Below are 24,847 nucleotides of genomic sequence, written 5' to 3' on the forward strand. Positions count from 1 at the left end.
GTGTCCGCGTTCCGGATAAACCCCGATTAGCCGGGCACCAAAACCTGAAGCGACCCGGCCCAAAAGCCACTCCCTGACATGCCAGGCACCAAAACCTGAAGCGCCCAGCGGCCCCAAAGCCACACCCTGACATGCCAGGCACCGGAACCCGAAGCGACCAGCGTCCCCAAAGCCACGCCCTGACAGGCGAGGCACCGGAACCTGAAGCGACCCTGCCCACTGAATGTTACTGCACAGCACGAAGGCAAATGATGCACCACCGGTGTGCAATATCACGGGTATTGCCGATGAAAAAGTTATGACCGGAAATTAAGGCTTATTTACTTTAATAAATTAACGTTAAATATATCATAAGGATAAGTACTTAATCCTATTCTTATGTCAGCCAGGTAATTCCTGGCACACCCCTTGCAATACCTCCCCGGTCAGAGTGAAAACTTATAACCGCCAGCGCAACTGGCAACCGGCACACCGGACGGAGGCAACATGAACTTAAGACGACTGAAATATTTTGTGAAAATCGTCGATATCGGCAGCCTGACCCAGGCAGCGGAAGTGCTGCATATTGCTCAACCCGCGCTCAGCCAGCAGGTGGCGACGCTGGAAAACGAGCTGGACCAGCAACTGTTGATCCGTACCAAACGCGGCGTTACGCCAACTGAAGCCGGTAAAATTCTCTACTCCCATGCCCGTACCATCCTGCGCCAGTGCGAACAGGCTCAGATGGCGGTCATCAACGCAGGTCAGGTGCTCAGCGGCCAGGTCGCCATTGGCCTTGCGCCAGGCACCGCCGCCTCCTCGCTGACCATGCCGCTGCTGCAGACCGTGCGTGAACAGTTCCCGGAAGTACTGGTCTATCTGCACGAAAACAGCGGCGCATCGCTGAATGAGAAACTGATGAATGGCCAGCTGGATATGGCGGTGCTCTACGATCGCACCCCAACTGCGGGGATCACCAGCGTGCCGCTGATGAAAGAGGAGCTGTACCTGGTTGGCACCGACGCATGCCCTGGCAGCAACGTCGATCTTGCCGACGTGGCGCAGATGAACCTGTTCCTGCCGCGCGACTACAGTGCGGTACGTAAACGCGTTGATGAAGCCTTCTCGCTGCGCCGCCTCAGCGCACGCATCATCGGTGAAATCGAATCGATCGCCACCCTGACCGCCGCGGTTTCCAGCGGAATGGGCGTTACCGTGCTGCCGGAATCCGCGGCCCGTTCGCTGGTCAGCAGCACCAACGCGTGGATGGCCCGTATCGGCAGCCCGTCGCTGAATCTGCCGTTGTCGCTCAACGTCTCTGCGCGTCAGCCGCTGTCGCCATCCGCCCAGGCGGTAAAAACCATTTTGCTGTCACTGATAAACCAGCCGTTAGCGGAAGAGCGCGAGCTGATGCTGGTAGGTTAATCCGCCGTGCCGGGCGCGCCACCGCGCGCCTCACTTCCCCCTCTTATCACCAAAAGGCATATAAAACCTCTTTTTATTATTTGTTGCTATCAATGTGCATCCTTAACATGAGGTAAACCAACAGATAACAGAGGGAGCAACGCGCGTGAATTTTCAGCAACTTAAAATCATTAAAGAAGCAGCACGCTGCGAGTTCAATCTCACCGAAGTGGCAAACGCGCTGTTTACCTCCCAGTCCGGGGTCAGCCGCCATATTCGCGATTTAGAAGATGAGCTGGGCGTGGAGATCTTTATCCGTCGCGGCAAACGCCTGCTGGGCATGACCGAACCGGGTAAGGCGTTATTAACCATTGCCGAACGCATTCTTGATGAGGCCGGCAAAGTGCGCCGCCTGGCCGACGTCTTCACCAACGAGTCGAGCGGTGTGCTGACCATCGCCACCACCCACACCCAGGCGCGTTACAGCCTGCCGAAGGTGATTAAGGCGTTCCGTGCGCTTTACCCCAATGTGCGGCTGGAGCTGAACCAGGGTTCACCGCAGGAGATCGTCTCCATGCTGGTGGCCGGTGAGGCCGATATCGGCATCGCCAGCGAGCAGGTGGTCAATAATCCGGCGCTGGCCGCCTTCCCGTGGTTCAGCTGGCACCATGCGCTGCTGGTGCCGAAAGGACATGAGCTGGAGCAGCACCAGCCTGTGAGCCTGGCTACGCTGAGCCGCTATCCGCTGATCACCTATCGCCAGGGCATTACCGGGCGCTCCAAAGTGGACCGGGCGTTTCATGCCGCCAGCCTGAAGCCGGATTTTGTGCTGAGCGCGCAGGATTCCGACGTGGTGAAAACCTACGTCGAGCTGGGACTGGGAGTAGGGGTTCTGGCCGACCAGGCCTGCCAGCTGGACGAACACTCACCGCTGACCCGGCTGGAGGCGCGCCATCTGTTTGAGCCGAACACGGTGTGGCTGGGGCTGAAGCGTGGCCAGCTGCAGCGCAACTACGTCTGGCAGTTCCTTGAGCTGTGCAACGCCAATCTGTCGCTGGAAGAGATTAAGCGCCAGGCGCTGTCGCTGGAAGAAGAAGAACCGGTGATCGATTATCAGATTTAAGTCATCGACGGGCCAGGCCGCATCCCTGCGGCTTATGCCTCGCAAACCTTTTCGCCCGCGGCCTCCCTGTTGGCTGTTGCGTTGCTGTTTAAGGGCGTAGCTTTTCGCTCTGGTGACGGGTTCGGCCCCGGGCGAAAAGAACGCCGGGACGCTGCAAGTACGTCCATGTAAGCTCGGGCGGCGCTCCCTGCGCCGCACGCCCGGCTAACCTTTTCGCCCGCGGCCTCCCTGTCAGCTACTGCGTTGCTGTAAAGGGCATCGTTTTCGGCAGGATACTGAAGACTAAGTCGTGGAAGCTGTCTGATTTAGTTTGATTTGATTTTTTTTTGGTTTTAAAACAGCGACGCAGAAAATAGCAGGCAATCGGGGTTTATCCGGGTTAGCGGACCTTCGGGCACAGGGACTTGCCCGGCAGAGCCCAGGGACGTTACTGGCGTGTCCGCGATCCGGATAAACCCCGATTAGCCGGGCACCGAAACCTGAAGCGACCAGCGGCCCCAAAGCCACACCCTGATTAGCCGGGCACCGGAACCTAAAGCGACCAGCGGCCGCAAAGCCACGCCCCGATTAGCCAGGCACCGAAACCTGAAGCGACCAGCGGCCCCGAAGCCACGCCCCGATTAGCCGGGCACCGAAACCTGAAGCGACCCAGCCCCAAAGCCACACCCTGATAAATCAGGCCTCAGAACGTAAAGCGATCGGCCACTAAAGCCCCCACGGCATAAAATTTCGTTTCCCGTCACAAAACCCTGCCGCCAGCGTATCCCCCACACCGATAGCGCAGCATCCGCCGCCGCCACTCCGCTACAGTGGTGGCATCGCGCTTATTGCCGCCGAAATCGTGCCTTTGCTGCGCGCTAACCCGCAGCTCACCCTCAAGGAGAAACTCATGCCGTTAACCCGCTTACAGGACCCAACCCTGCTGCGCCAGCAGGCCTACTTCGCCGGCCGCTGGCAAAATGCTATCAACGGTGAAACCCTGCCGGTCATCAACCCGTCAACCAATGAGGTGCTGGCCACCATCCCGGCGCTCGGCGCCGCGGAAACCGAACAGGCCATCGCCTTTGCCGACGCCGCGCGTAAAAGCTGGGCCAAAACCCCTAACGCCGAACGCGCTCAGCTGCTGGAAAAATGGTACCAGCTGATCCTCGACAACGGCGACGACCTCGCGGCGATCATGACCGCCGAACAGGGCAAACCGCTGGCGGAAGCGAAAGGTGAAGTGACCTACGGTGCCGGATTCGTCAAATGGTTCGCCGAAGAAGCGCGCCGCATCTACGGCGACACCATCCCGGCACCGTCCGGCGACCGCCGCATCCTCGTCCTCAAACAGCCGGTCGGCGTCGCGGCAGCCATCACCCCGTGGAACTTCCCGATTGCGATGATCACCCGCAAAGTGGCCCCGGCGCTGGCCGCCGGCTGCCCGATTATCGTCAAACCTTCTGAACTCACGCCGCTCTCGGCGCTGGCGCTGGTCGAACTGGCACAGCGCGCCGGCATCCCGGCCGGGGTACTGCAGGTGGTCACCGGCCTGCCGAAAGAGATTGGCGAAACCCTTACCGCCAGCCGCACCGTGCGCAAAATCTCCTTCACCGGCTCCACCCGCGTCGGCCAGCTGCTGATGCAGCAGAGCGCCGACAGCATCAAACGCCTCAGCCTCGAACTCGGCGGCAACGCCCCGCTGATCGTCTTTGACGACGCCGACCTCGACATCGCCATCCCCGGCGTGATGATGAGCAAATTCCGTAACGCCGGCCAGACCTGCGTCTGCGCCAACCGCATCCTCGTGCAGCGCGGCATCTATCCACGCTTTGCCGAACGCCTGCTGGAAGAAGTGGCGAAACTCAAGGTCGGCGACGGCTTCAGCGCGGGCAGCACCATCGGCCCGCTGATCAACCCGGCGGCGGTGGAGAAGGTTAACGCGCACATTGAAGACGCGGTAAAACACGGCGCACGGGTGCTGACCGGCGGCACCAGCAGCAGCCCCGGCACCTTTGTCACGCCAACGGTGCTGACCGACGTCACCCCGGCGATGCGCATCGCCCATGAAGAGACCTTCGGCCCGGTGGCACCGCTGTTTATCTTTGATACCGAAGAGCAGGCCATCGACATTGCCAACGACACGCCGTTTGGCCTCGGCTCCTACTTCTTTACCGAGGACATCCGCCGCGCCTGGCGGGTCGGCGAAGCGCTGGAGTTTGGCATGGTCGGCTTCAACACCGGATCGGTATCGCTGGTCGAGTCGCCGTTTGGCGGCATAAAACTCTCCGGCATCGGTCGCGAAGGCTCGCATTACGGCATTGACGAATACCTGGAATCAAAAGCCTTCCACTTTGGCAGCCTGTAAATAACGTTTTAATCTTCAAAAAAAAGCCTGCCCCCGAAACGGGCAGGCTTTTTTTTGCCTGAAAAACCCGCAACTTAACTATTTTTCCATTATTGTGGTGCGCCACGCTGGTGCAGGTTTAGTACCAGTTTCACCATGCTGGTGCGTTTATTTTGTGATGTAAATCATCTATTTAAGCAGTCGGTTTATCTGTCAAAAAAGGCCTACCATTACGGCACAAAATTTTTTTGGGCTGCTTTCTACGCATTATTATTTTTTCCACGGCTGGCATACTTTCTGCATTACTTAAAACAATTACGAATAACCCAGGCAAGCGGGTTGTTTATTAGCAGAGCCAGAGGAAGCCGAAATGCTGAGTTTTAAACCGGAAAACATCGCCTTACCCGCAGGGCATTATATCAACGGTCAGCACGTTGCCGGCAGCGGCGATCGGCTGGCGGTTAACCGGCCTTCCGATGGTCTGCTGGCGGGAGAGATGACTGAAGCCAGCCGCGAGCTGGTTGATGAAGCGGTCAGCGTGGCGGATCGCGCGGTGCGTGAAAGCGGCTGGGCCAGCTGCCCGCCGCGCCAGCGCGGCGCGGTACTGCGGCGCTGGGCCGACCTGATCGTCGCCGACCCGCAGCTGGCGCAGCTGGAATCGCTGGGCTCCACCCGGCCGATCCACGACGTGGTCAACCACGAAATCCCGTTCACCGCCGAAGCGATCCGCTTCTACGCCGAATGCGCCGACAAATTCAGCGGCGACGTGCTGCCAACCCGCGACGCCAGCCTCGGCATGCTGGTGCCGGAGCCGTACGGCGTGATCGGGGCCATCACCCCGTGGAACTTCCCGCTGTCGATGGCCTCGTGGAAATGTGGCCCGGCGCTGGCGGCAGGTAATGCCGTGGTGCTGAAACCTTCCGAACTGACACCGTTCTCCACCGTGCGGCTGGCCGAACTGGCGCTGCAGGCCGGGCTGCCTGCCGGGGTGCTGAACATCGTGCAGGGCGGCGGGGCGGTCACCGGCAGCGCGCTGGTGGCCCATCCGCTGGTACGCAAGGTCTCCTTTACCGGCTCCACCGCCACCGGCGCACGCATTATGAGCGACGCGGCGTTTAACGGCATGAAGCCGGTAACGCTGGAGCTGGGCGGTAAAAGCCCGCAGCTGGTATTTGACGACGCCGGCGATCTGGATGAAGTGGCCGGGCGCATCCTGCGCGGCTTCACCGCCAACGGCGGCCAGGCCTGCGTGGCCGGCACCCGGCTGATCGTCCAGCGCGGCATTGCCGATGTGCTGATCGCGAAGCTGATCACCCTGTGCCAGAGCTTCCGCCCCGGCGTCACCTGGGACGAAAGCAGCCGCTATGCGCCGATGATCGACAGCCGCCAGGCCTGCAAGGTCGAGTCGGTGATCGCCAGCGCCCGGGCGCAGGGGGCGGAAGTGCTGGTCGGCGGCGGCCGCTTTGCCGACACCGGCGAAGGCTACTTCTGGCAGCCGACGCTGCTGGCGGGTCTGGAGCAGGATAATCCGGCGGTGCAGGAGGAGATCTTTGGCCCGGTGCTGACCGTGCAGATCTTCGACGATGAAGCCGAAGGGCTGGCGCTGGCCTCACACCCCACTTACGGCCTGTGCGCCGGGGTGCACACCAAAAATATTGACCGCGCGCTGCGGGCGATGCGCGGCATCGCGGCGGGCACGGTATGGATCAACCGTTACGGTCGCTCCGGCGATTTCATCATCCCCACTGGCGGCTTTAACGGCTCCGGTATTGGCAAAGACCTCGGTCGTCAGGCGTTTGAAGCCTGCCAGCGCTATAAGAGCGTGCTGATCGATTTCTGATTTTCTCCCTGTAACGAACTCTCCAGAGGTAACGCAATGGCTGTGTTTAAACCGAAATTCATCACCTTCGACTGTTACGGCACGCTGATTAACTTTGATATGGCCGGCGCCGCCGCCACCATCTTTGCCGATCGCGTCGCGCCGGAGCAGATGAGGGCGTTTACCGACGATTTCTCTAACTACCGTATGGATGAAGTGCTCGGTGCCTTCAAACTCTACCCGCTGGTGGTGGCCGGTGCGCTGTACCGCACCTGTAACAAGTGGGGCGTGGAGTGCACCGAAGCCGACTGCGCGGCGGTGATGGAAGCCTGCAAAACCTGGGGCCCGCACCCGGACGTGCCGGCCGGACTGAGCATCGTGGCCAAAGAGATCCCGTTGGTGCTGCTGACCAACTCCACCGACGAGCTGATCCAGCACCATATCCCGCGTCTTGGCGCACCGATCCATATGACCATCACCGCCGAAGAGGTCGGGGCTTACAAGCCGCAGATGAAGGGCTTTGAGTACATGCTCAACAAGCTGAACTGCGGCCCGGAAGAGATCCTGCACGTCTCCAGCAGCCTGCGCTATGACCTGATGACCGCCTATGACCTTGGCATCAAACATAAGGTATTTGTAAACCGCGGTCACGGCCCGGCTAACCCGGCCTATGAGTACACCGAAATCCGCGATATTGGCGGTCTTCCGGGCGTGGTTGGCCTGTAAGGCGCAGAGGAGCAGGCGATGAAACTCGAATCATTCTGGCAGGCAACGGCACCGGCGTTCACCGGTGCGGCAGGCGGCGATTTACCGGCCAGCGCCGACGTGGTGGTGATCGGCGGCGGCTTTACCGGGATCTCGGCGGCGCTGAGCCTGGCGCGCAGCGGCGTCAGCGTGGTGGTGCTGGAAGCGGGCGAGGTGATGAGCCAGGCCTCCGGCCGCAACGGCGGCCACTGCAACACCGGCGTGGCGCAGAACTTCTCGGCGCTGGTCGAAAGCCAGGGCGTTGAGCAGGCTACCCGCTACTACCGGGCGTTCGCCGGCGCGGTGGACTACGTGCAGGGGTTGGTCGCCAGCGAGCAGATCGACTGCGACTTCCGCCGCTGCGGCAAGCTGAAGCTGGCCAGCAAGGCCTCCCACCTGCCGTCGCTGGTCGCCGCCTGCGAAATGATGAAGCGCCATGTTGACCCGGACGTGGAAGTGCTGAGCCGGGAAGAGGTGGCGCGGGAGATCGACTCACCGGACTTCCACGGCGGTTTGTTACAACGTCACGGCGGCCAGATGCATATGGGCAAGTTCGGCGTCGGCCTCGCCAACGCCGCCGCCCGCGTCGGGGCGAAAATCTATCCACAGACGGCGGTTACCGGCCTGACGCGGCTGAACGGCCACCGTCACCAGGTGATCACCGCCCGCGGCACCATTACCGCCGAGAAGGTGCTGATGGCCACCGGCTGCTCCAACGTCGGCCCGTTTGAGTGGTTCCAGCGCCGCATTATTCCGGTGGGCAGCTTTGTGGTGGTCACCGAGCCGCTGGAAGAGCGGGTGCTGCAGCGTATGCTGCCCGGAGACCGCACCTACGTCACCTCGCTGAACCTCGGCAACTACATGCGCACCACCGCCGACCGGCGTCTGGTGTTCGGCGGCCGCGCACGCTTCGCCATCAGCAGCCCGACCTCGGATGCTAAAAGCGGCGACGTGCTGAAGGCCGGTATGCAGAAGATGTTCCCCAATCTCGGCAACGTCAGCATCGACTACTGCTGGGGCGGGCTGGTGGATATGACCGCCGACCGCCTGCCGCACGCCGGCGAGCAGGATGGCGTGTTCTACTCGCTGGGCTACAGCGGGCACGGCACCCAGATGTCGGTGTGGATGGGCCGGGTGATGGCCGATTTGCTGACCGAAAAAGCGAACGATAATCCGTGGCAGCGCAGCAGCTGGCCGGCGGTTCCCGGTTACTTCGGGAAACCCTGGTTCCTGCCGGTGGCCGGACTGTACTACAAGGCGAAGGATCGCTTTTCATAACAACCCGTCATGCTTCGTGCTGCGGCGTTGGCCGCAGCCTGAATTTGCCAGGGTACAAAAACACAACGACTTGAGGGTGCACAGATGAGTAAATTTCGTAAAGAATTTAGCCAGGCTAACCCGACCATAACCCAGGCCATCACGGACGTGGCCATTACCCGCCGCGGGATGATGAAACTGCTGTCGGCCGGCGCGGTGATGAGCACCGGCCTGATCGGCTTCCCGGAGTTCAGCTTCGCCGCTGAAACCCCGGTAATGGGCGGCAAGCTGCGCGCGGCGGTGGCCAACGCCTCTGCCACCGACACGCTGGACCCGGCGCGCGGCAGCAACAGCGGCGACTACTGCCGCCAGTTTATGTTCTACAGCGGCCTGACCGAGCTGGATAAAGAGCTGAAGGCGCAGCCCGCGCTGGCCGAATCGATTGAGAGCAGCGACGGTAAGACCTGGCAGGTGAAGCTGCGTTCCGGCGTCACCTTCCACAACGGCAAGGCGCTGACCGCCGCCGACGTGATCTACTCGCTGAACCGCCATAAAGATCCGGCCGTGGCCTCCACCGCCATTACCCTGGCCAGCCAGATTGCCGATATCAAGGCGGTAAGTGACGGCGAGCTGACCCTGACGCTGACCCAGCCGAACTTCGACCTGCCGTCGCTGCTCGCCACCAGCGCCTTCCTGATCGTACCGGACGGCACCAAAGACTTCAGCAAGGCGATCGGCACCGGTCCGTTTGTGCTGAAAGAGTTCCAGCCGGGCGTGCGCACCGTCGGCACCAAAAACAAAAACTACTGGAAGCCGGGCCTGCCGCGCCTCGACGAAGTGGAGCTGATGGGCGTGACCGACCCGGCCGCCCGCGTCAACGCGCTGATGTCCGGCGACCTGCAGATGGTCTCCACGCTCTCCGCCGGTGACGTCAACCGCCTGCGTAAGAACGGCCAGTTCAACGTGCTGGAGAGCAAGTCCGGCATGTACAGCGACCTGATTATCCGTACCGACCGTGCGCCGGGCAATAACGCCGATTTCGTGCTGGCGATGAAGTACCTGCAGCCGCGTGAGCTGATCGTTAAAACCGTGCTGCAGGGCTTTGGTGATATCGGTAACGATACCCCGGTTCCGCCGTGGCACCCGATGTTCAACAAGGATCTGCCGCAGCGCCCGCTGGATCTCGACAAAGCCAAATTCCACATCAAGAAGGCCAATATGGCCGGGGCGAAAATCGAAATCATCACCACGCCAAACATTGAAGGTGCGGTGGAAGGCGGCCAGCTGGTACAGCAGATCGCCCGGTCGGCCGGCCTCAACGTCGCGGTGCGCCGCGTGCCGTACGACGGTTACTGGTCAGCACACTGGATGAAAGATCCGATCGGCTACGGCTCGGTCAACCCGCGCCCGACGCTGGATATGCTGTTCTCCCAGTTCTATCTCTCCACCGCGCCGTGGAACGAGTCCGGCTGGAAAAACGAGCAGTTCGATCAGCTGGTGGCCGCCGCCCGTGGCGAAAGCGACCAGGGCAAACGCAAGCAGATGTACGGCGATATGCAGAAGCTGGTCTACGACAACTGCGGCACGCTGATCCCGGCCTTCATCAGCTCGATGGACGGCTGTAGTAAGAAAGTGAAAGGGGTGGAAGCCTGGCCGTCTGGCATGATGATGGGCTATCGTTTCCACGAGTTTGCCTGGTTGGCTGCATAAGCAGGAGAACGGCGATGAACAGGTACATACTCAAACTGATACTCCGGCGTATAGGGTCGGGTTTACTTACGCTCTTCATCGTCTCGGCGCTGGTGTTCTTTATCACCAGCCTGCTGCCGGGCGATGCGGCGCAGATGATCCTTGGCCAGTCAGCCACCCCGGAAACGGTGGCGGCACTGCGCCAGCAGCTGGGACTGGATCAGCCGCTGCTCGTACGTTACGTCAGCTGGCTGGCCGGTATGGTTCAGGGCGATTTTGGTACCTCCTTCGCCAGCAACGTGCCGGTGTCGCAGCTGGTCTCCCAGCGCATTCCGGCCACCTTCCAGCTGGCCGTTACCACCACCCTGGTGTCGGTACCGCTGGCGCTGGCCATCGGCATCACCGCCGCCATGAAGCGCGGCTCCTTCCTCGACCGCGCGCTGGTGGTCAGCACCATGGCGGTGGTGGCGGTGCCGGAATTCCTGATTGCCACCGTGGCGGTGCTGATCTTCGCCGTTAAGCTGCAGTGGGTGCCGGCGATGTCGCTCGGCTCCACCCATCAGGACTTCCTCGGCTTCCTGCGCACCTTTGCGCTGCCGGTGATGACCCTGTGCTGCGTGATTATTGCCCAGATGGCGCGCATGACGCGCGCCGCTATCGTCAACCAGATGGACAGCCCGTATCTGGAAATGACCCTGCTTAAAGGCGTCAGTCCGCTGCGCGCGATGCTGCGCCACGCGCTGCCGAACGCGGTCGGGCCGATTGCCAACGCCATCTCACTCAGCCTCTCATACCTGTTTGGCGGGGTGATCATTATCGAAAGTATCTTCAGCTATCCGGGCGTGGCCAGCCAGCTGGTGGATGCGGTGAGCAACCGCGATCTGCCGGTGGTGCAGATGTGCGTGATGTTCTTCGCCGCCTGCTACCTGACCCTGTTACTGGCGGCGGACGTGCTGACCATTGCATTTAATCCTAAGTGGAGGGGCTGATGAATACACTGACGCTACCGTGGCGCTTCTTTCAATCTCTCAACGTCAGCGGCCGTTGCGGCCTGCTGATCACCCTGTTCTGGATCCTGATGGCGGTGTTTGGCACCGCGCTGGCGCCGCACAATCTGGAGGACATCGGTGCCGGCCCGATGTTCGGCTCGTTCAGCCGCGAGTTCTGGTTCGGCACCGACTACCTCGGCCGCGATATTTTCAGCCGCATCCTCTACGGTGCGCGCTACTCGATTGGCCTGGCGCTGACCGCGGCGATCCTGGCAAGCCTGGTCGGTACGCTGCTGGCGCTGCTGGCGGCGGTGGCCGGCCGCTGGCTGGAAGAGGTGCTGGGGCGGATTAACGACGCGATGCTGGTACTGCCGGGGAAAATTCTGGCGCTGATGATCGTCGCGGTGTTTGGCTCCTCGCTGCCGATGCTGATTATCACCGCCGTGTTTACCTACTGGCCGGGTGCCTATCGTATCGCCTACGCCATGGCCTCCAGCCTGCGGTCAATGGACTACGTGCAGGCGTCACGGCTGCGCGGCGAGAGCCGCCTCTACGTGGCGATCCACGATATTCTGCCGAATATGCTGCACCCGATGCTCACCGACTTCGGCCTGCGCTTTGTCTATATCGTGCTGCTGCTCAGCGGCCTGAGCTTCCTCGGCCTCGGCGTACAGCCGCCATACGCCGACTGGGGCACGCTGGTGCGTGAAAATCTACAGGGCCTGTTTGACGGCTCACCGGCGGTGCTGATGCCAGCGGTGGCGATTGCCAGCCTGACCATCGGTGCCAACCTGTTTATCGACAGCCTGCAGGCGATGCGCCCGATGGCAACGCTGGCTAAGGGGACCGCATGAATATTATGCCGCACACCGCAACACCGACGGTCGCCGTTGACAACCTGCGGGTCACCGCTCATGCCGACGACGGCCGGGAGATTACCCTGGTCTCGGATATTCACTTCACCGTGCAGAAGGGCGAGGTGCTGGCGCTGATCGGCGAGTCCGGCTCCGGTAAAACCACCATCGCGCTGGCGCTGATGGGCTATGCCCGCCACGGCTGCCATATTGCCGGGGGTACCATTCACGTGGCCGGCACCGACGTCACCTCGCTGTCACGCGCTGAGCTGTGCCAGTTCCGCGGCAACAAAGTGGCCTATATTGCCCAGAGCGCCGCCGCCTCCTTCAACCCGGCGATGAAAATCATGGACCAGGTGGTCGAGCCGGTGGTGATCCACGGCGTGATGAAGCGCACGGAGGCCGAGAAAAAGGCGGTGGAGCTGTTCCGCGAACTGGCGCTGCCGAACCCGGACACCATCGGCGATCGCTATCCGCACCAGGTTTCCGGCGGCCAGCTGCAGCGCCTGATGACCGCCATGGCGCTGATTGGCGATCCGGAAGTGGTGATCCTCGATGAACCGACCACCGCGCTGGACGTCACCACCCAGGTGGAGGTGCTGAAGGCCTTCCGCCGCGTGGTGCGTCAGCGCGGCACCACCGCCATCTACGTCAGTCACGATCTGGCGGTGGTGGCGCAGATGGCCGATAAAATTCTGGTGCTGCTGAAGGGGCAGATTGCCGAGTACGGCACCACCAGCCAGCTGCTGAACGCCCCGCAGGCGGAGTACAGCCATCAGCTGCTGGACGCGGCACGGCAACAGCCGCGCCCCAGCCCGTGGCAGGCACAGCAGAATGAGGAACAACCGCTGCTGCAGGTGCGCGACCTGGCGGCCGGTTATGGCCCGCGCGACGCGGACGGTCAGCCGAAAGTGAAAATTTTGCAGGATATCAACTTCAGCCTGTATCGCGGCCAGTCGATCGGTATTATCGGTGAGTCCGGCTCCGGCAAAACCACCCTGGCGCACGCTATCGCCGGCATGAACAGGCCCTGCGGCGGCCACATTCTGTTTAACGGCCACTACATTGACGGGGATATGCATCGCCGCCCCGAAAACGAGCTGCGGCGCATTCAGTACGTGTTCCAGATGGCCGATACCGCACTGAATCCGGCGCACAGCATTGAGGCCATCCTTAAGCGGCCCCTGAAGCTGTTCCACGGCCTGCGCGGGCCCGCGCTGGAAAAACGCCTGTTCGAACTGCTGGATCTGGTGCGGTTACCGCGCAGCGTACTGTGGCGCAAGCCCTGGTCGCTTTCCGGCGGGCAGAAGCAGCGCGTCAACCTGGCGCGGGCGCTGGCCGCCGAGCCGGACCTGATCCTCTGCGATGAGGTCACCTCGGCGCTGGATACGGTAGTGGCGGCGGCGGTACTCGATCTGATTACCGAGCTGCGCCGCGAGCTGGGGCTGACGGTGCTGTTTATCAGCCACGATCTGCACGCGGTGCGCTCGGTGTGTGACGAAATTGTGGTGATGAAAAACGGCCGCATGGTCACCCAGGTGGCGCGGGCTGACTACGACAAGCCATCAACGGAAATTTACTACGAGCGCCTGAAGCGCGCCGTGCCGGAACTGCGTCAGGGCTGGCTGGATGAACATGAAGAGAGCGACATCGCCCTCTGACGTCAGCGGCGCAGGCCGATGCTGAACGGGTGGGAAGGTGCTGCCCGACGATAACATGACCCAATTAAACGATTACTGGTAAGGAACATTCATGCCTGCACCGATTCGATACGTTCAGGACAGCCCGTATTTCCCGCCGTCGGCGGACGTGGTGGTGATTGGCGCCGGTATTGCCGGTACCGCCGCCGCGTATGAGCTGGCAAAAAAAGGCGTCAGCGTGGTGCTGATTGAGAAAGGGCTGGTGGGCGGCGAACAGTCGAGCCGCAACTGGGGCTGGTGCCGCCAGCAGAACCGCGACGAGCGCGAGCTGCCGCTGATGATCTACGCCATCCAGCGCTGGAGCGAACTGGCGGCCGAAACCGGCGAAGAGCTGGGCTTCCGCCGCAGCGGGCTGGTGTATGCCACCAGAAGCCAGGACGACATCAACGCCTGGGAGAGCTGGAACCGCATGGCGGCTAACTACGGCTTTAGCAGCGAAATTCTTACCGCCGAACGCGCCAAAGCGCTGACGCCGGGCAGCACCAGCCAGTGGCTGGGCGGCATCTCCTCGCCGACCGACGGCCACGCCGAACCGGCGCTGGCGGCTCCCGGACTGGCGATTGCCGCCCAGCGGCTGGGCGCATTCGTGTTCCAGCAGTGCGCGGTGCGCGGGCTGGATATCTCCGCCGGCAGGGTCAGCGGCGTGATCACCGAACGCGGCCTGATCAAAACCAGCAGCGTTATCTGCGCAGGCGGAGCCTGGACCTCAATGTTCTGCCGCCGCCACGGCATCGATCTGCCGCTGGGCAACGTGATCGGCACCGCCTTCCGCACCGCGCCGATCGAACAGAAAATCGCGCTGCCGCTCTACACGCCGGGCTTTGCCTGCCGCCCGCAGCTGGACGGCAGCTACACCATGTCGGTCTCCGGCCGTGGCCGCCTGGAGCCGGGCGCGCAGGGGCTGCGCTACGCGCGGCAGTTCTGGCCGACCTTTAAGGCGCGGCGTAAAAATCTGACCCTGAACCTCGGCCTTGCCCCGTTTATCCGCGGCCCGGAAGCCCCGGCGCGCTGGCAGATGGACGGCATCTCACCGTTTGAACAGGTGCGTATTCTTGACCCGCGCCCGGATATGGCGATGGTCGAAGAGGGACTGGCGGCGATGCGCAGCGAGTTCCCGCAGATGCAGCAGATCCGCCTGGAGCAGGCGTGGGGCGGCATGATTGACAGCACCCCGGACGCGGTGCCGGTGATCTCCACCGTGGGCAAACTGCCGGGGCTGGTGATCTCCGCCGGCTACAGCGCCCACGGCTTCGGCATCGGCCCGGGTGCCGGGCGTCTGGCTGCCGACCTTGCCACGCTGGATACGCCGGTGGTCGACCCGACCCCGTTCCGTTACGAACGTCTCACCGACGGTTCCGGGCTGAAAGCGCCCGGGCTGATGTAAGGAATCACCATGACCGTAGAATTTATTCCGCTGCGCGACGCGCACCTTGATGCCGCGTTCGCGCTGACGCAGAAACTGCAGTGGCCGCACCGGCCGGGCGACTGGCAGCAGGCGCTGCTGCTGGGCGAGGGGATTGCCGCCGTGGAGAACGGCGAGCTGATTGGCACCCTGATCACCTGGCGCTGGGGGGTGGACTATTCCACCCTCGGGCTGGTGATCGTTGACGATGCTCAGCAGGGGCGCGGCATTGGTAAGCAGCTGATGCTGGCCGGGCTTGAGACCCTGGCGGGCAGCAATATCCGCCTGCACGCCACCGAAGCGGGCAAAGGGCTGTATGAAAAGCTCGGTTTTGTCGCCACCGGCCACGTCGAACAGCATCAGTGCCGCCTGCTGCCGGCGGTGGCCGCGCCGGCCTGCGCCGCGCACCAGCAGATCCGCAGCGCCCGCCAGCAGGACGCCACGCTGCTGACCGCGCTGGATCGTCAGGCCACCGGCCAGCAGCGGCCACGGCTGATCGCTAACCTGCTGGAGAGCGCGGAGCGCATTCTGGTGCTGGAAGAGCAGGGGGCCGCGGCCGGTTTTGCCTGCCTGCGCCGCTTCGGCCACGGTTACGCCATTGGGCCGGTGACCGCCCGCACTCCGGCGGCGGCGAAGCTGTTGATCGGCCAGCTGCTGAGTACGCTGGGCGGACAGTTTGTCCGTATCGACACCGACCGCGAGGCCGGTATCGGCCCGTGGCTGACCGAACAGGGGCTGCCGGAAGTGGACGCGCCGACCACCATGATTAAAGGGACCCCGTGGCGGCCGGAAAGCGGCGGCATGCAGGCGTTCGGGCTGATGTCCCAGGCGATGGCCTGATGAATATCGTCTACAAATCTGAAGCGGAGCGCGGGCGTATCTGGGCCGGCCTGCTGGCTGATATGGCCCCGGAGGCCAGCTTCCGTCAGTGGCCGGACGTGGGCAATGCAGCAGAGGTGGAGTACCTGGTCGCCTGGCAGCCGCCGGAAGACATCATGCAGCAGTTCCCCAATCTTAAGGTGCTGTTCTCCGTCGGGGCCGGGGCCGATCAGTTTGACTACTCACGCCTGCCCGCCGACCTGCCGGTGGTACGGATGATCGAACCGGGGCTGACCAGCGGCATGGTCGAGTACGTCACCTTTGCCGTGCTCGGCCTGCATCGCGATATGCCGCGCTACCTGCAGCAGCAGCGTGCGGGCGTCTGGCAGGCGCACCCGGTGCAAACCGCAGCAAAACGCCGCATCGGCGTGATGGGGCTGGGTACACTGGGCGAAGCGGTGCTCAAACCGCTGGTGGCGATGGGCTTCGACTGCGGCGGCTGGAGCCGCACCCCGCGCGATCTGCCGGGGGTACGCTGCTGGGCAGGGGATGAACAGCTGGGTGAGTTTCTGGCGCGCAGCGATATCCTCATCTGCCTGCTGCCGCTCACCGAACGCACCGAAGGGATGCTAAACGCCGATCTGTTCGGCCAGTTACCCGCCGGTGCGGCGCTGGTGCAGGCCGGGCGCGGCGCGCAGCTGAACCATCAGCATCTGCTGGACGCGCTGGACGCCGGTCAGCTGAGCGCGGCGGTGGTCGACGTTACCGCCCCCGAGCCGCTGCCCGCTGAGCACCGATTCTGGCACCATCCGCAGATCTGGCTGACGCCACATATCGCCAGCCAGACCCAGCCGGAGAGTGCCGTTGTCGCGCTGCTGGCCAACATTCGTCGCCATCAGCGCGGAGAACCTATGGTCGGCGTCGTCGACCGTCAACAAGGATATTAATATGGATATTAATGCGTTAGTCGCGCTGCGGCGCGATCTGCACCAGCACCCGGAGCTGGCCTATAACGAACACCGCACCGCCGGAATCGTGGCTGAGATCCTCAGCGACCTGGGGCTGGAGGTGCACACCGGCATCGGTAAAACCGGCGTGGTCGGCGTGCTGAAACGGGGGTTAAGCTCGCGCAGCATCGGCCTGCGTGCCGATATGGACGCGCTGCCGATGCAGGACAACGGCAGTCAGCCGTGGCGCAGCCAGACGGCCAGCGTCTGCCACGCCTGCGGCCACGACGGCCACACCACCATGCTGCTGGGCGCTGCGGCGGCGCTGGCCGACGATCCGGGTTTTGACGGCACGGTGTACTTCATTTTCCAGCCGGCGGAAGAGGGGCTGGCGGGGGCGAAGGCGATGATCGACGATGGCCTGTTTACCCGCTTCCCCTGCGATGCGGTCTACGCCATCCACAACTGGCCGCAGCTGCCTGCCGGGGTGGCGCAGACCCGCGCCGGGCCGATTATGGCGGCGGGCAGCGTGTTTAACATTACCGTTCACGGCGGCGGCGGCCACGCCGCGCAGCCGCAGCTGACCCCGGACACCCTGCTGGCCACCAGCGAACTGGTGGTGCAGCTGCACACCATTATCAGCCGCAACCTCGACCCCTGCGATCCGGCGGTGCTGACGGTGACCAAAATCAACGGCGGCTTCTCGCACAACATGATCCCGGCGCAGGCCGAGATTATGGGCACGGTGCGCAGCTTTGACGGCGGCGTACAGGACGTGATTGAACGCCGCATGCGCGAGCTGGCGCAGTCGGTCACCGCGGCCCACGGCCTGCAGGCGGAGGTCAACTACAAGCGTTACTACCCGGCCACCGTAAACAGTGCGGCAGAGGCACAGATCGCCCTGCGCGCCGCGCGCCGCGCCGGTCTGGAGTATGGCGAAGCGCCAAAACCAGCGATGACCTCGGAAGATTTCGCCTTTATGTTGCAGGCGAAACCGGGGGCCTATCTGTGGCTGGGCTCGGCGGACAGCCACCCGCTGCACCACTCTGAATTTGATTTCAACGACGCGGTGATCCCGTACGGCATCCGCTGGTTTGTGGCGCTGGTGCAGGAAACGCTGGCGGCAGAAATTTAAGTGATGTTCGTCGATTGATTACAACAGTTAATGCTGCTGCCGTTCCGGGAACGGCAGCAGCAGCGTCCGGCTTATTGCGATACTTGACCTATGCCCGCGCTGCCTGAAGGCGAACAGGGTAACTCTTCATCTTGATGTCAATGAGGCAAAGATATGCATAATTTACTGGCTGAGCAGCAGACTTTTTCCGATAACGCCCTGTACCTCGACAAGCGCGGTGAGAACGTCCCGCGCGGCGTGGTGACCGCCCATCCAATTGTGATTGCCAAAGGCAAGGGCTCTGAAGTGTGGGATGTGGAAGGCAACCGTTATCTGGACTTCGTCGGCGGCATTGGCGTGCTGAACGTCGGCCACAGCCATCCGGCGGTGGTGAATGCGGTCACCGAGCAGCTGCAGCGGGTGTCACACGCCTGTTTCCAGGTGGCGGCCTATCCGGGCTATATCGATCTGGCGACGCGCCTGAATAAGCTGGTGGGTGCCGGTGAAGAGTTTAAGAGCGTGTTTTTCACCAGCGGTGCGGAAGCGGTAGAGAACGCGGTGAAGATCGCCCGCGCCTACACCAACCGTTCCGGCATTATCGCCTTTGACGGCGCGTTCCACGGCCGCACGCTGCTGGGCTGCACCCTGACCGGGATGAGCCAGCCTTACAAGCAGAACTTCGGTCCGTTCCCGGGCGAAGTGTACCGCGTGCCGTTCCCGAATGCTTTCCACAACGTCTCAGAGCAGGACTGCCTGAAGGCGCTGGAGACGCTGTTTGCCGTGCAGATCCTGCCGGAGCGCGTGGCGGCAATCATCATCGAACCGGTGCAGGGCGACGGCGGTTTCCTCGCGGCTTCCCCAGTCTTTATGCAGGCGCTGCGTGAAATCACCGAGCGTCACGGTATTCTGCTGATTTGTGATGAAGTGCAGACCGGCTTTGGCCGCACCGGCAAGATGTTTGGTTTCCAGCACACCGGCATCGTGCCGGATCTGGTGACGGTGGCGAAGAGCCTCGGCGGCGGTCTGCCGATCTCCGGCGTGGTGGGCAAGGCGGCGATTATGGATGCGCCAACCCCGGGCGGCCTTGGCGGCACTTACGGCGGTAACGCGCTGGCCTGTGCGGCGTCGCTGGCGGTGCTGGATCTGATGGAGCATGGCAATCTTCTGGAGCGGTCTAACCAGCTCGGCGAGCAGTTAAACGCACGTTTGCAGCAGCTGGCCGATAAGTACGCCTGTATTGGCGAAGTTCGCGGCATCGGCTTTATGCAGGCGGCAGAGATTATTGATTTTGAAACCGGCAAACCGGATGCCGCACTGACGCAAAAGATCCTCGACTGCGCCTGCCAGGAAGGGCTGCTGCTGATCAAGTGTGGTCTGCACCGTAACGTGGTGCGTTTCCTGGCGCCGCTGGTGACCAGCGATTCGCAGCTGGAAGAGGCGCTGCACATTTTTGATATTGCGCTGGCGCGGGCCACCGGCCGTCTGGGGTGACAGCAGGGTCATATAAACTGATTTATTATTGATATTATTATAGTTTTTATAATAACGGCCTGAAGATATAGCGCAGTAAAACGCTGGCGTGGCAGATAAAAAGCGTGCTATATCTTCAGCATAATGTGACGCAGTTGTGAATTTAAGGGGTGCTATGAACGGCTTAATGAAACTGGATCGTATCGACATTAATATTCTGGTGCAGCTGCAGAAAGATGGCCGCATCAGTAATGTCAATCTGGCCGATGCCGTTGGGCTGTCGCCCAGCCCCTGCCTGCAACGCGTGAAACGCCTTGAGACCGCCGGTTTTATTACCGGTTATGAGGCGCATATCAATCTGACCAAAATTACCGATTCGGTGACGGTGTTTACCGAGGTGACGCTTTCGGGGCACCGTCGCGAGGATTTTCTCAAGTTCGAGCAGGCGATCCGTGAGGTGGATGAGCTGATGGAGTGTCATCTGATCACCGGCGGTTACGACTACCTGTTACGCTTTATCACCCGCAGCATTGAACATTATCAGGAGGTGATTGAAGGGCTGCTGGATGCCAAAGTGGGCATCGATAAGTACTTCAGTTACATCGTGATCAAGTCCCCGATTATGAAAAGCACCGTGCCGTTGCGCTCGCTGATAGCGCGGCATACGCAGGTGGAGTTTTAATCCTGTCCCGGATAATGGCTGGCTGCTGGCTGCTGGCCGCTGGTCGCTTCGGGTTTCGGTGCCCGGCTAATCGGGGTTTATCCGGAACGCGGACACGCCAGTAACGTCCCTGGGCTCTGCCGGGCACGTCCGTGTGCCCGAAGGTCCGCTTATCCGGATAAACCCCGATTGCCTGCTATTTTCTGCGTCGCTGTTTTAAAACCAGACAAAAAAATCAAATAAACCTAATCAGACCAAATCAGACCAAATCAGACCAAGTCAGTACGAATCCGAACCCTTCACCAGAGCGAGAAGCTACGCCCTTAAACAGCAACGCAACAGCCAACAGGGAGGACGCGGGCGAAAAGGTTAGCCGGGCGTGCGGCGCAGGGAGCGCCGCCCGAGCTTACAGGGACGTACTTGCAGCGTCCCGGCGTTCTTTTCGCCCACGGCCGAACCCATCACCCGAACAAAAAGCCATGCCCTTAAGACAGCAACGCAAAACCCACAGTGAACAGGCCATTTGATCGCCCGGCAGAAAATTTCCCCGGCTGCACGCATTTCCCCACAAAACGCCGTAGTTACCCGGCGTTACCAAAAAACTCCCCGTGGCAATCGCCGTACACTCTTCTTAATCGCCAGAAAACAGCCCCGGAGCCCCTATGCAACCGTTTGTCCCGCGCCTCGCCGAATGGCGGCGTGATGAATACCTGCTCAGCAGTGACCCGCAGAAAATTGATATTGACTGGGTACATCGCCAGCTCACCGAACACAGCTACTGGGCACAGGGGCAAAGCATCGAACTGACGCGCCGATCGCTGGCGGCCTCAATGCCGTTTGGCATCTGGCACCTGCAGCAGCAGGTGGGTTTTGGCCGGCTGATCACCGACTACAGCCGCTTTGCCTACCTCAGCGACGTGATTATTGATAACGGGCACCGGGGTAAAGGCCTCGGCGGCTGGTTTGCGTCGGCCATTCTGAACCACCCCGACCTGCGCACCATCAAACGCTGGATGCTGGCCACCGACGATGCCCACCACGTCTATCGCCGTGCCGGCTGGCAGGCGGTGGCGAAGCCTGAGCGACTAATGGAATTTATACCCACCCCACCAGAGGACCGCACCCCATGAGTTACCGCGTTGGCGTCGATATCGGCGGATCGTTCACCGATTTTGCCGTGCTGGATGAACGTGACAACAGCATCCGCACTCTGAAAGTCCTGTCGCGGCCGGACAGCCCCGGCAGTGAAATCACCACCGGCCTCGCGCAGCTGCAACAGCGCGACGGCATTAACCCGGCAGAGATCGGCTACTTCACCCACGGCACCACCGTTGGCGTTAATGCGGTGATCCAGCGTAAAGGCGTCAAGCTGGCGCTGTTCACCACCGACGGGTTCAGCGACGTGCTGGAGCTGGCGCGGCTGAAGATCCCGCATATTCATGACCTGTTTTCACGCCGCCCGGTGCCGCTGATCTCCCGCGATCGGGTGTTTGGCATCCGCGAGCGTACCGATCGTGACGGTAAGGTGCTGCAGGCGGTGGATCGTGCCAGCGTGGAGGAGGCGGTGGCTGCCGCCCGCGAAGCGGGCTGTCAGGGCATCGTGGTATCGCTGCTGCACAGCTATCGCAACGGCAGTAATGAGGGGCAGGTGCGTGAAATCGTGGCTGAGCTGGCACCGGAACTGCTCACCTCCTGCTCGGCGGAGATCTGGCCGATTATTCGAGAGTACGAACGCACCATTACCGCGGTGATTAACGCCTACGTGCAGCCAAAGGTGATTCACTATCTGGAGGCCTTTGAGCGGGCGCTGCAGCAGATGGGCGTGCCGGTGCCGCCGCGCATCACCAAATCCAACGGTGGGGTGATGGGGCTGGATCAGGCCAAAGCCGAATGTGTGCAGATGGTCCTGTCCGGTACCGCTTCCGGGGTGATTGGGGCCAGCTATATCGCGGAAACCTGCGGTTTTGACCGGCTGCTGAGCCTGGATATCGGCGGCACCAGCGCCGACGTGGCGGTAATCATTGATGGCCGCCCTGAGTACGGCAGCGGCGAAATTATCGGTGACTTCCCGATCTATATTCCATCGGTGTCGGTCACCTCCGTAGGCCAGGGCGGCGGCTCGATCGCCTGGATCGACAGCCTGGGGGTGTTACAGGTGGGCCCGGACAGCGCCGGTTCGCTGCCGGGCCCGGTCTGCTTCCGTCGCGGCGGCACCGAAGCGACGGCGACCGACGCCTTTGCCGCCTGTGGGCTGATTGGCCACGGCGACCTCGGTTACAACGCCGTGCAGGTGGACGTCACCGGCGCGCGTGCCGCGGTGGAGAAGCTGGCGCAGCCGCTGGGCATCAGCGTCGAAGAGACTGCGGAAAACATCATCGCGCTGGCCATCTCCAGCATGTACAGCGACACCAGCGGGCTGATCTCACGCTTTGGACTCGACCCGCGTGAGTTTTACTTCCTCGCCTTCGGCGGTGCCGGGCCGATGATGGGCTGCTTCCTCGCCCGTGAACTGAAGCTGAAGGGCGTGGTGGTGCCGCCCACGCCGGGGGTGCTGGCCGCCTTTGGCGGGCTGGTGGCCGATATCAAAAATGACTTTATCCGCACGCTCTACTGCGAACTGACGCCGGCGGTCAGCGATGCACTGCGGCTTAACGCACAGCAGCTGCGCGACGAGGCCAGCGGCTGGCTGAGCCGTGAGTATGGCCCGAACCTGCCGTCGCAGTTCAGCTTCTCGGCCGAAATGCGCTATCGCGGTCAGTCGTTTGAGATTGACGTGGTGCTGCAGGAAAGCTGGCTGCTGACCGGCGACCTGGCAGCGATCCGCAGCGCCTTTGACGCCCATCACACCCGGCTGTTTGGCCATCACGACGCGCACGCCGACGTGCAGCTGATCAACCTGCGGCTGGTACTCAGCTCACCAACGCCAAAACCGCGGCTGCCCGAACTGGCTGCCGCCAGTGGTCCGGTGCCGGTGCAGCGCCAGGTCGATGCGTGGATCGACGGCCGCTGGTGGCAGGTCGATCTCGTTTCGCGCAGCGCGCTGGGTGCCGGACACCGGCTCACCGGGCCGGTGATTATCGCCCAGGACGACTGCACCACCTGTGTTCCGCCGCAGATGCAGGTCGACGTCGACCGCTACGGCAACCTGATCATTACCCCGCAAACCGGAGACGCTGATGGCCATTGATGGACGTAACCTGCAAATTCTTGCCAACTACTGTGCCGCCGCCGCCGATGCGATGGCGTTTACCCTGATGCGCACCGCGCACTCCACCTTCGTGAAAGAGACGGAAGATTTTTCCTGCCAGATCGTCAGCCGCGACGGGCTGGCCTTTGCCTCGCCGCGCAGCTTCGGTGCGCCCTGGTACAGCGGCATCGATTACGGCCCGGTGCTGGCGCTGATCGACGGCTATCAGGAGGGGGATATCTGCATCACCAACGACTCCTACGCCGGTAACGTGGCGACGCATACCCCGGATATCCATATCTGGAAACCGGTCTTCCATCAGGGCGAAATCGCCTGCTTTGTGGTCGGCCATATCCACAATACCGACGTCGGCGGCGCGGTGCCGGCTTCACTATCGCGGTCGCTGACCGAGATCGTGCAGGAGGGGATCCGCATCCCGCCGCTGAAAATTATCAGCAACGGCGTGCTTAACGAGCAGGTGGCGCAGATTATGCGGCTGAACGTGCGCGCGCCGGATCAGAACTGGGGCGACTTTAACGCGCAGATCGCCTCGGTGAACATCGGTGAACGCAAGGTGCAGGAGATTATCGCCCGCTTTGGCATTGCCGACTTCCTTACCGGTGTGGAAGGCATTCTCGACTATGCCGAACAGCAGGCGCGCAGCATTATCCGCACTATTCCCGACGGCGACTATTTCTATGCCGACTACGCCGATGAGGACAGTGAAGGCGGCTATCCGTGCCGCATCGCGGTGACGCTGCGGGTTAAGGGTGACAGCCTGGAGCTGGACTACACCGGCAGCGACCCGCAGCTGATGTCGTCGCTGAATATGCCCACCGGCGGCCGTGAGCGTCATCCGCTGGCGCTGGTTGGCGTGACCTACGTGCTCTCCACCCTCGATCGTTCGCTGCTGCTCAACGCCGGTACGCTGCGGCCGACCCGCGCGATCCTGCCGCCGGGCACCATTATGAACTGTGAGGCACCGGCGGCGGTGGGCATGCGCTCGCTGACCTGCGCGATGTCGCAGATTGCCACGGTCGGCGCGTTTTCGCTGGCGCTGCCGGACAGGCTGCCCGCCAACTCGCCGGGCGGTAACTCGATTATCAACATCCGTACCGTGGATGCGCAGAACCGCACGCTGGTGGCGTCGCTGGGGCCGGTGGGCGGCGGCGCGGGCGGCACGCCGAAGCACGACGGACCGGATGGCTCCGGCGGCCTCTCGGCGTTCCTGAAAAACACGCCGATCGAGATCAACGAAGCGGAAGTGCCGGTGCGTTTCCACCGCTACGGCCTGGCGGCGGACAGCGCCGGGGCGGGCGAGTATCGCGGCGGCCTGGCCACTGAGATGGCCTTTGAGGTGTTC

The 24,847-nt window shown here is 62.3% G+C and carries 19 protein-coding genes; all 19 read left to right on the forward strand.

Annotated features, from left to right (window positions below):
- Positions 1–486: 486 nt before the first annotated feature.
- Complete coding sequence (nac, locus tag NV64_RS20150; protein WP_056232906.1) at positions 487–1,404, forward strand: nitrogen assimilation transcriptional regulator NAC; 918 nt, start codon at positions 487–489, stop codon at positions 1,402–1,404.
- 145 nt (positions 1,405–1,549) lie between these two features.
- Positions 1,550–2,506, forward strand: coding sequence for an HTH-type transcriptional regulator Cbl (cbl, locus tag NV64_RS20155; RefSeq protein ID WP_056232904.1), 957 nt, complete (start codon positions 1,550–1,552; stop codon positions 2,504–2,506).
- A gap of 889 nt (positions 2,507–3,395) precedes the next feature.
- Positions 3,396–4,853, forward strand: a complete 1,458-nt coding sequence (locus NV64_RS20160) for an NAD-dependent succinate-semialdehyde dehydrogenase (protein WP_101506644.1) — start codon at positions 3,396–3,398, stop codon at positions 4,851–4,853.
- 349 nt (positions 4,854–5,202) lie between these two features.
- A complete protein-coding gene (locus NV64_RS20165) occupies positions 5,203–6,672 on the forward strand; it encodes an aldehyde dehydrogenase (protein ID WP_101506645.1) in 1,470 nt (489 codons plus the stop codon).
- 36 nt (positions 6,673–6,708) lie between these two features.
- On the forward strand, positions 6,709–7,377 hold the full coding sequence (locus tag NV64_RS20170) for a haloacid dehalogenase type II (RefSeq protein WP_101506646.1): 669 nt from the start codon (positions 6,709–6,711) through the stop codon (positions 7,375–7,377).
- An 18-nt stretch (positions 7,378–7,395) separates the two neighbouring features.
- Positions 7,396–8,673 (forward strand): FAD-binding oxidoreductase, encoded by a 1,278-nt coding sequence (locus tag NV64_RS20175; protein ID WP_056232896.1) that lies wholly within the window; start codon positions 7,396–7,398, stop codon positions 8,671–8,673.
- Between the two features lie 84 nt (positions 8,674–8,757).
- On the forward strand, positions 8,758–10,362 hold the full coding sequence (locus NV64_RS20180) for an ABC transporter substrate-binding protein (protein ID WP_056232894.1): 1,605 nt from the start codon (positions 8,758–8,760) through the stop codon (positions 10,360–10,362).
- A gap of 14 nt (positions 10,363–10,376) precedes the next feature.
- Entirely contained in the window at positions 10,377–11,330 is a 954-nt protein-coding gene (locus NV64_RS20185; RefSeq protein ID WP_056232892.1) for an ABC transporter permease, read from the forward strand.
- On the forward strand, positions 11,330–12,184 hold the full coding sequence (locus NV64_RS20190) for an ABC transporter permease (RefSeq protein ID WP_056232890.1): 855 nt from the start codon (positions 11,330–11,332) through the stop codon (positions 12,182–12,184). Before NV64_RS20185 ends, NV64_RS20190 begins: the two co-directional genes overlap by 1 nt.
- Positions 12,181–13,845, forward strand: coding sequence for an ABC transporter ATP-binding protein (locus tag NV64_RS20195; RefSeq protein ID WP_056232888.1), 1,665 nt, complete (start codon positions 12,181–12,183; stop codon positions 13,843–13,845). The genes NV64_RS20190 and NV64_RS20195 overlap by 4 nt, the downstream gene beginning before the upstream one ends.
- Positions 13,846–13,936: 91 nt before the next feature.
- Positions 13,937–15,268: an FAD-binding oxidoreductase gene (locus tag NV64_RS20200; RefSeq protein WP_101506647.1), complete on the forward strand. Its 1,332-nt coding sequence runs from the start codon at positions 13,937–13,939 to the stop codon at positions 15,266–15,268.
- 9 nt (positions 15,269–15,277) lie between these two features.
- The gene (locus NV64_RS20205; RefSeq protein WP_056232883.1) at positions 15,278–16,126 is read left to right on the forward strand and encodes a GNAT family N-acetyltransferase; all 849 of its coding nucleotides are present in this window, start codon (positions 15,278–15,280) and stop codon (positions 16,124–16,126) included.
- On the forward strand, positions 16,126–17,052 hold the full coding sequence (locus tag NV64_RS20210; protein WP_056232881.1) for a glyoxylate/hydroxypyruvate reductase A: 927 nt from the start codon (positions 16,126–16,128) through the stop codon (positions 17,050–17,052). The genes NV64_RS20205 and NV64_RS20210 overlap by 1 nt, the downstream gene beginning before the upstream one ends.
- A 7-nt stretch (positions 17,053–17,059) precedes the next feature.
- Entirely contained in the window at positions 17,060–18,187 is a 1,128-nt protein-coding gene (locus tag NV64_RS20215) for a M20 aminoacylase family protein (protein ID WP_233209055.1), read from the forward strand.
- A gap of 153 nt (positions 18,188–18,340) precedes the next feature.
- A complete protein-coding gene (gene gabT, locus NV64_RS20220) occupies positions 18,341–19,657 on the forward strand; it encodes a 4-aminobutyrate--2-oxoglutarate transaminase (protein WP_101506649.1) in 1,317 nt (438 codons plus the stop codon).
- Positions 19,658–19,811: 154 nt separating this feature from the next.
- Positions 19,812–20,318 (forward strand): Lrp/AsnC family transcriptional regulator, encoded by a 507-nt coding sequence (locus NV64_RS20225; RefSeq protein WP_056232876.1) that lies wholly within the window; start codon positions 19,812–19,814, stop codon positions 20,316–20,318.
- A gap of 641 nt (positions 20,319–20,959) precedes the next feature.
- Positions 20,960–21,427 (forward strand): GNAT family N-acetyltransferase, encoded by a 468-nt coding sequence (locus NV64_RS20230; RefSeq protein ID WP_056232875.1) that lies wholly within the window; start codon positions 20,960–20,962, stop codon positions 21,425–21,427.
- The gene (locus tag NV64_RS20235; RefSeq protein WP_101506650.1) at positions 21,424–23,484 is read left to right on the forward strand and encodes a hydantoinase/oxoprolinase family protein; all 2,061 of its coding nucleotides are present in this window, start codon (positions 21,424–21,426) and stop codon (positions 23,482–23,484) included. The genes NV64_RS20230 and NV64_RS20235 overlap by 4 nt, the downstream gene beginning before the upstream one ends.
- Positions 23,474–24,847: hydantoinase B/oxoprolinase family protein (locus NV64_RS20240; RefSeq protein ID WP_101506651.1), on the forward strand; the 1,374-nt coding region annotated here is incomplete at its 3' end. The genes NV64_RS20235 and NV64_RS20240, both read left to right, overlap by 11 nt.

This window comes from Erwinia sp. B116 (assembly GCF_002865965.1).
In the GTDB taxonomy this organism is placed as follows: domain Bacteria; phylum Pseudomonadota; class Gammaproteobacteria; order Enterobacterales; family Enterobacteriaceae; genus Erwinia.

Excerpts from the sequence above, each read along its gene's own strand:
- NV64_RS20200 (WP_101506647.1), top strand. The coding sequence starts at position 13,937 with ATGCCTGCACCGATTCGATACGTTCAGGACAGCCCGTATTTCCCGCCG.
- NV64_RS20190 (WP_056232890.1), top strand. The coding sequence starts at position 11,330 with ATGAATACACTGACGCTACCGTGGCGCTTCTTTCAATCTCTCAACGTC.
- gabT (WP_101506649.1), top strand. The coding sequence starts at position 18,341 with ATGCATAATTTACTGGCTGAGCAGCAGACTTTTTCCGATAACGCCCTG.
- nac (WP_056232906.1), top strand. The coding sequence starts at position 487 with ATGAACTTAAGACGACTGAAATATTTTGTGAAAATCGTCGATATCGGC.
- NV64_RS20170 (WP_101506646.1), top strand. The coding sequence starts at position 6,709 with ATGGCTGTGTTTAAACCGAAATTCATCACCTTCGACTGTTACGGCACG.
- NV64_RS20195 (WP_056232888.1), top strand. The coding sequence starts at position 12,181 with ATGAATATTATGCCGCACACCGCAACACCGACGGTCGCCGTTGACAAC.
- NV64_RS20180 (WP_056232894.1), top strand. The coding sequence starts at position 8,758 with ATGAGTAAATTTCGTAAAGAATTTAGCCAGGCTAACCCGACCATAACC.
- NV64_RS20160 (WP_101506644.1), top strand. The coding sequence starts at position 3,396 with ATGCCGTTAACCCGCTTACAGGACCCAACCCTGCTGCGCCAGCAGGCC.
- NV64_RS20175 (WP_056232896.1), top strand. The coding sequence starts at position 7,396 with ATGAAACTCGAATCATTCTGGCAGGCAACGGCACCGGCGTTCACCGGT.
- NV64_RS20235 (WP_101506650.1), top strand. The coding sequence starts at position 21,424 with ATGAGTTACCGCGTTGGCGTCGATATCGGCGGATCGTTCACCGATTTT.
- NV64_RS20225 (WP_056232876.1), top strand. The coding sequence starts at position 19,812 with ATGAACGGCTTAATGAAACTGGATCGTATCGACATTAATATTCTGGTG.
- NV64_RS20230 (WP_056232875.1), top strand. The coding sequence starts at position 20,960 with ATGCAACCGTTTGTCCCGCGCCTCGCCGAATGGCGGCGTGATGAATAC.
- NV64_RS20185 (WP_056232892.1), top strand. The coding sequence starts at position 10,377 with ATGAACAGGTACATACTCAAACTGATACTCCGGCGTATAGGGTCGGGT.
- NV64_RS20165 (WP_101506645.1), top strand. The coding sequence starts at position 5,203 with ATGCTGAGTTTTAAACCGGAAAACATCGCCTTACCCGCAGGGCATTAT.
- NV64_RS20205 (WP_056232883.1), top strand. The coding sequence starts at position 15,278 with ATGACCGTAGAATTTATTCCGCTGCGCGACGCGCACCTTGATGCCGCG.
- NV64_RS20210 (WP_056232881.1), top strand. The coding sequence starts at position 16,126 with ATGAATATCGTCTACAAATCTGAAGCGGAGCGCGGGCGTATCTGGGCC.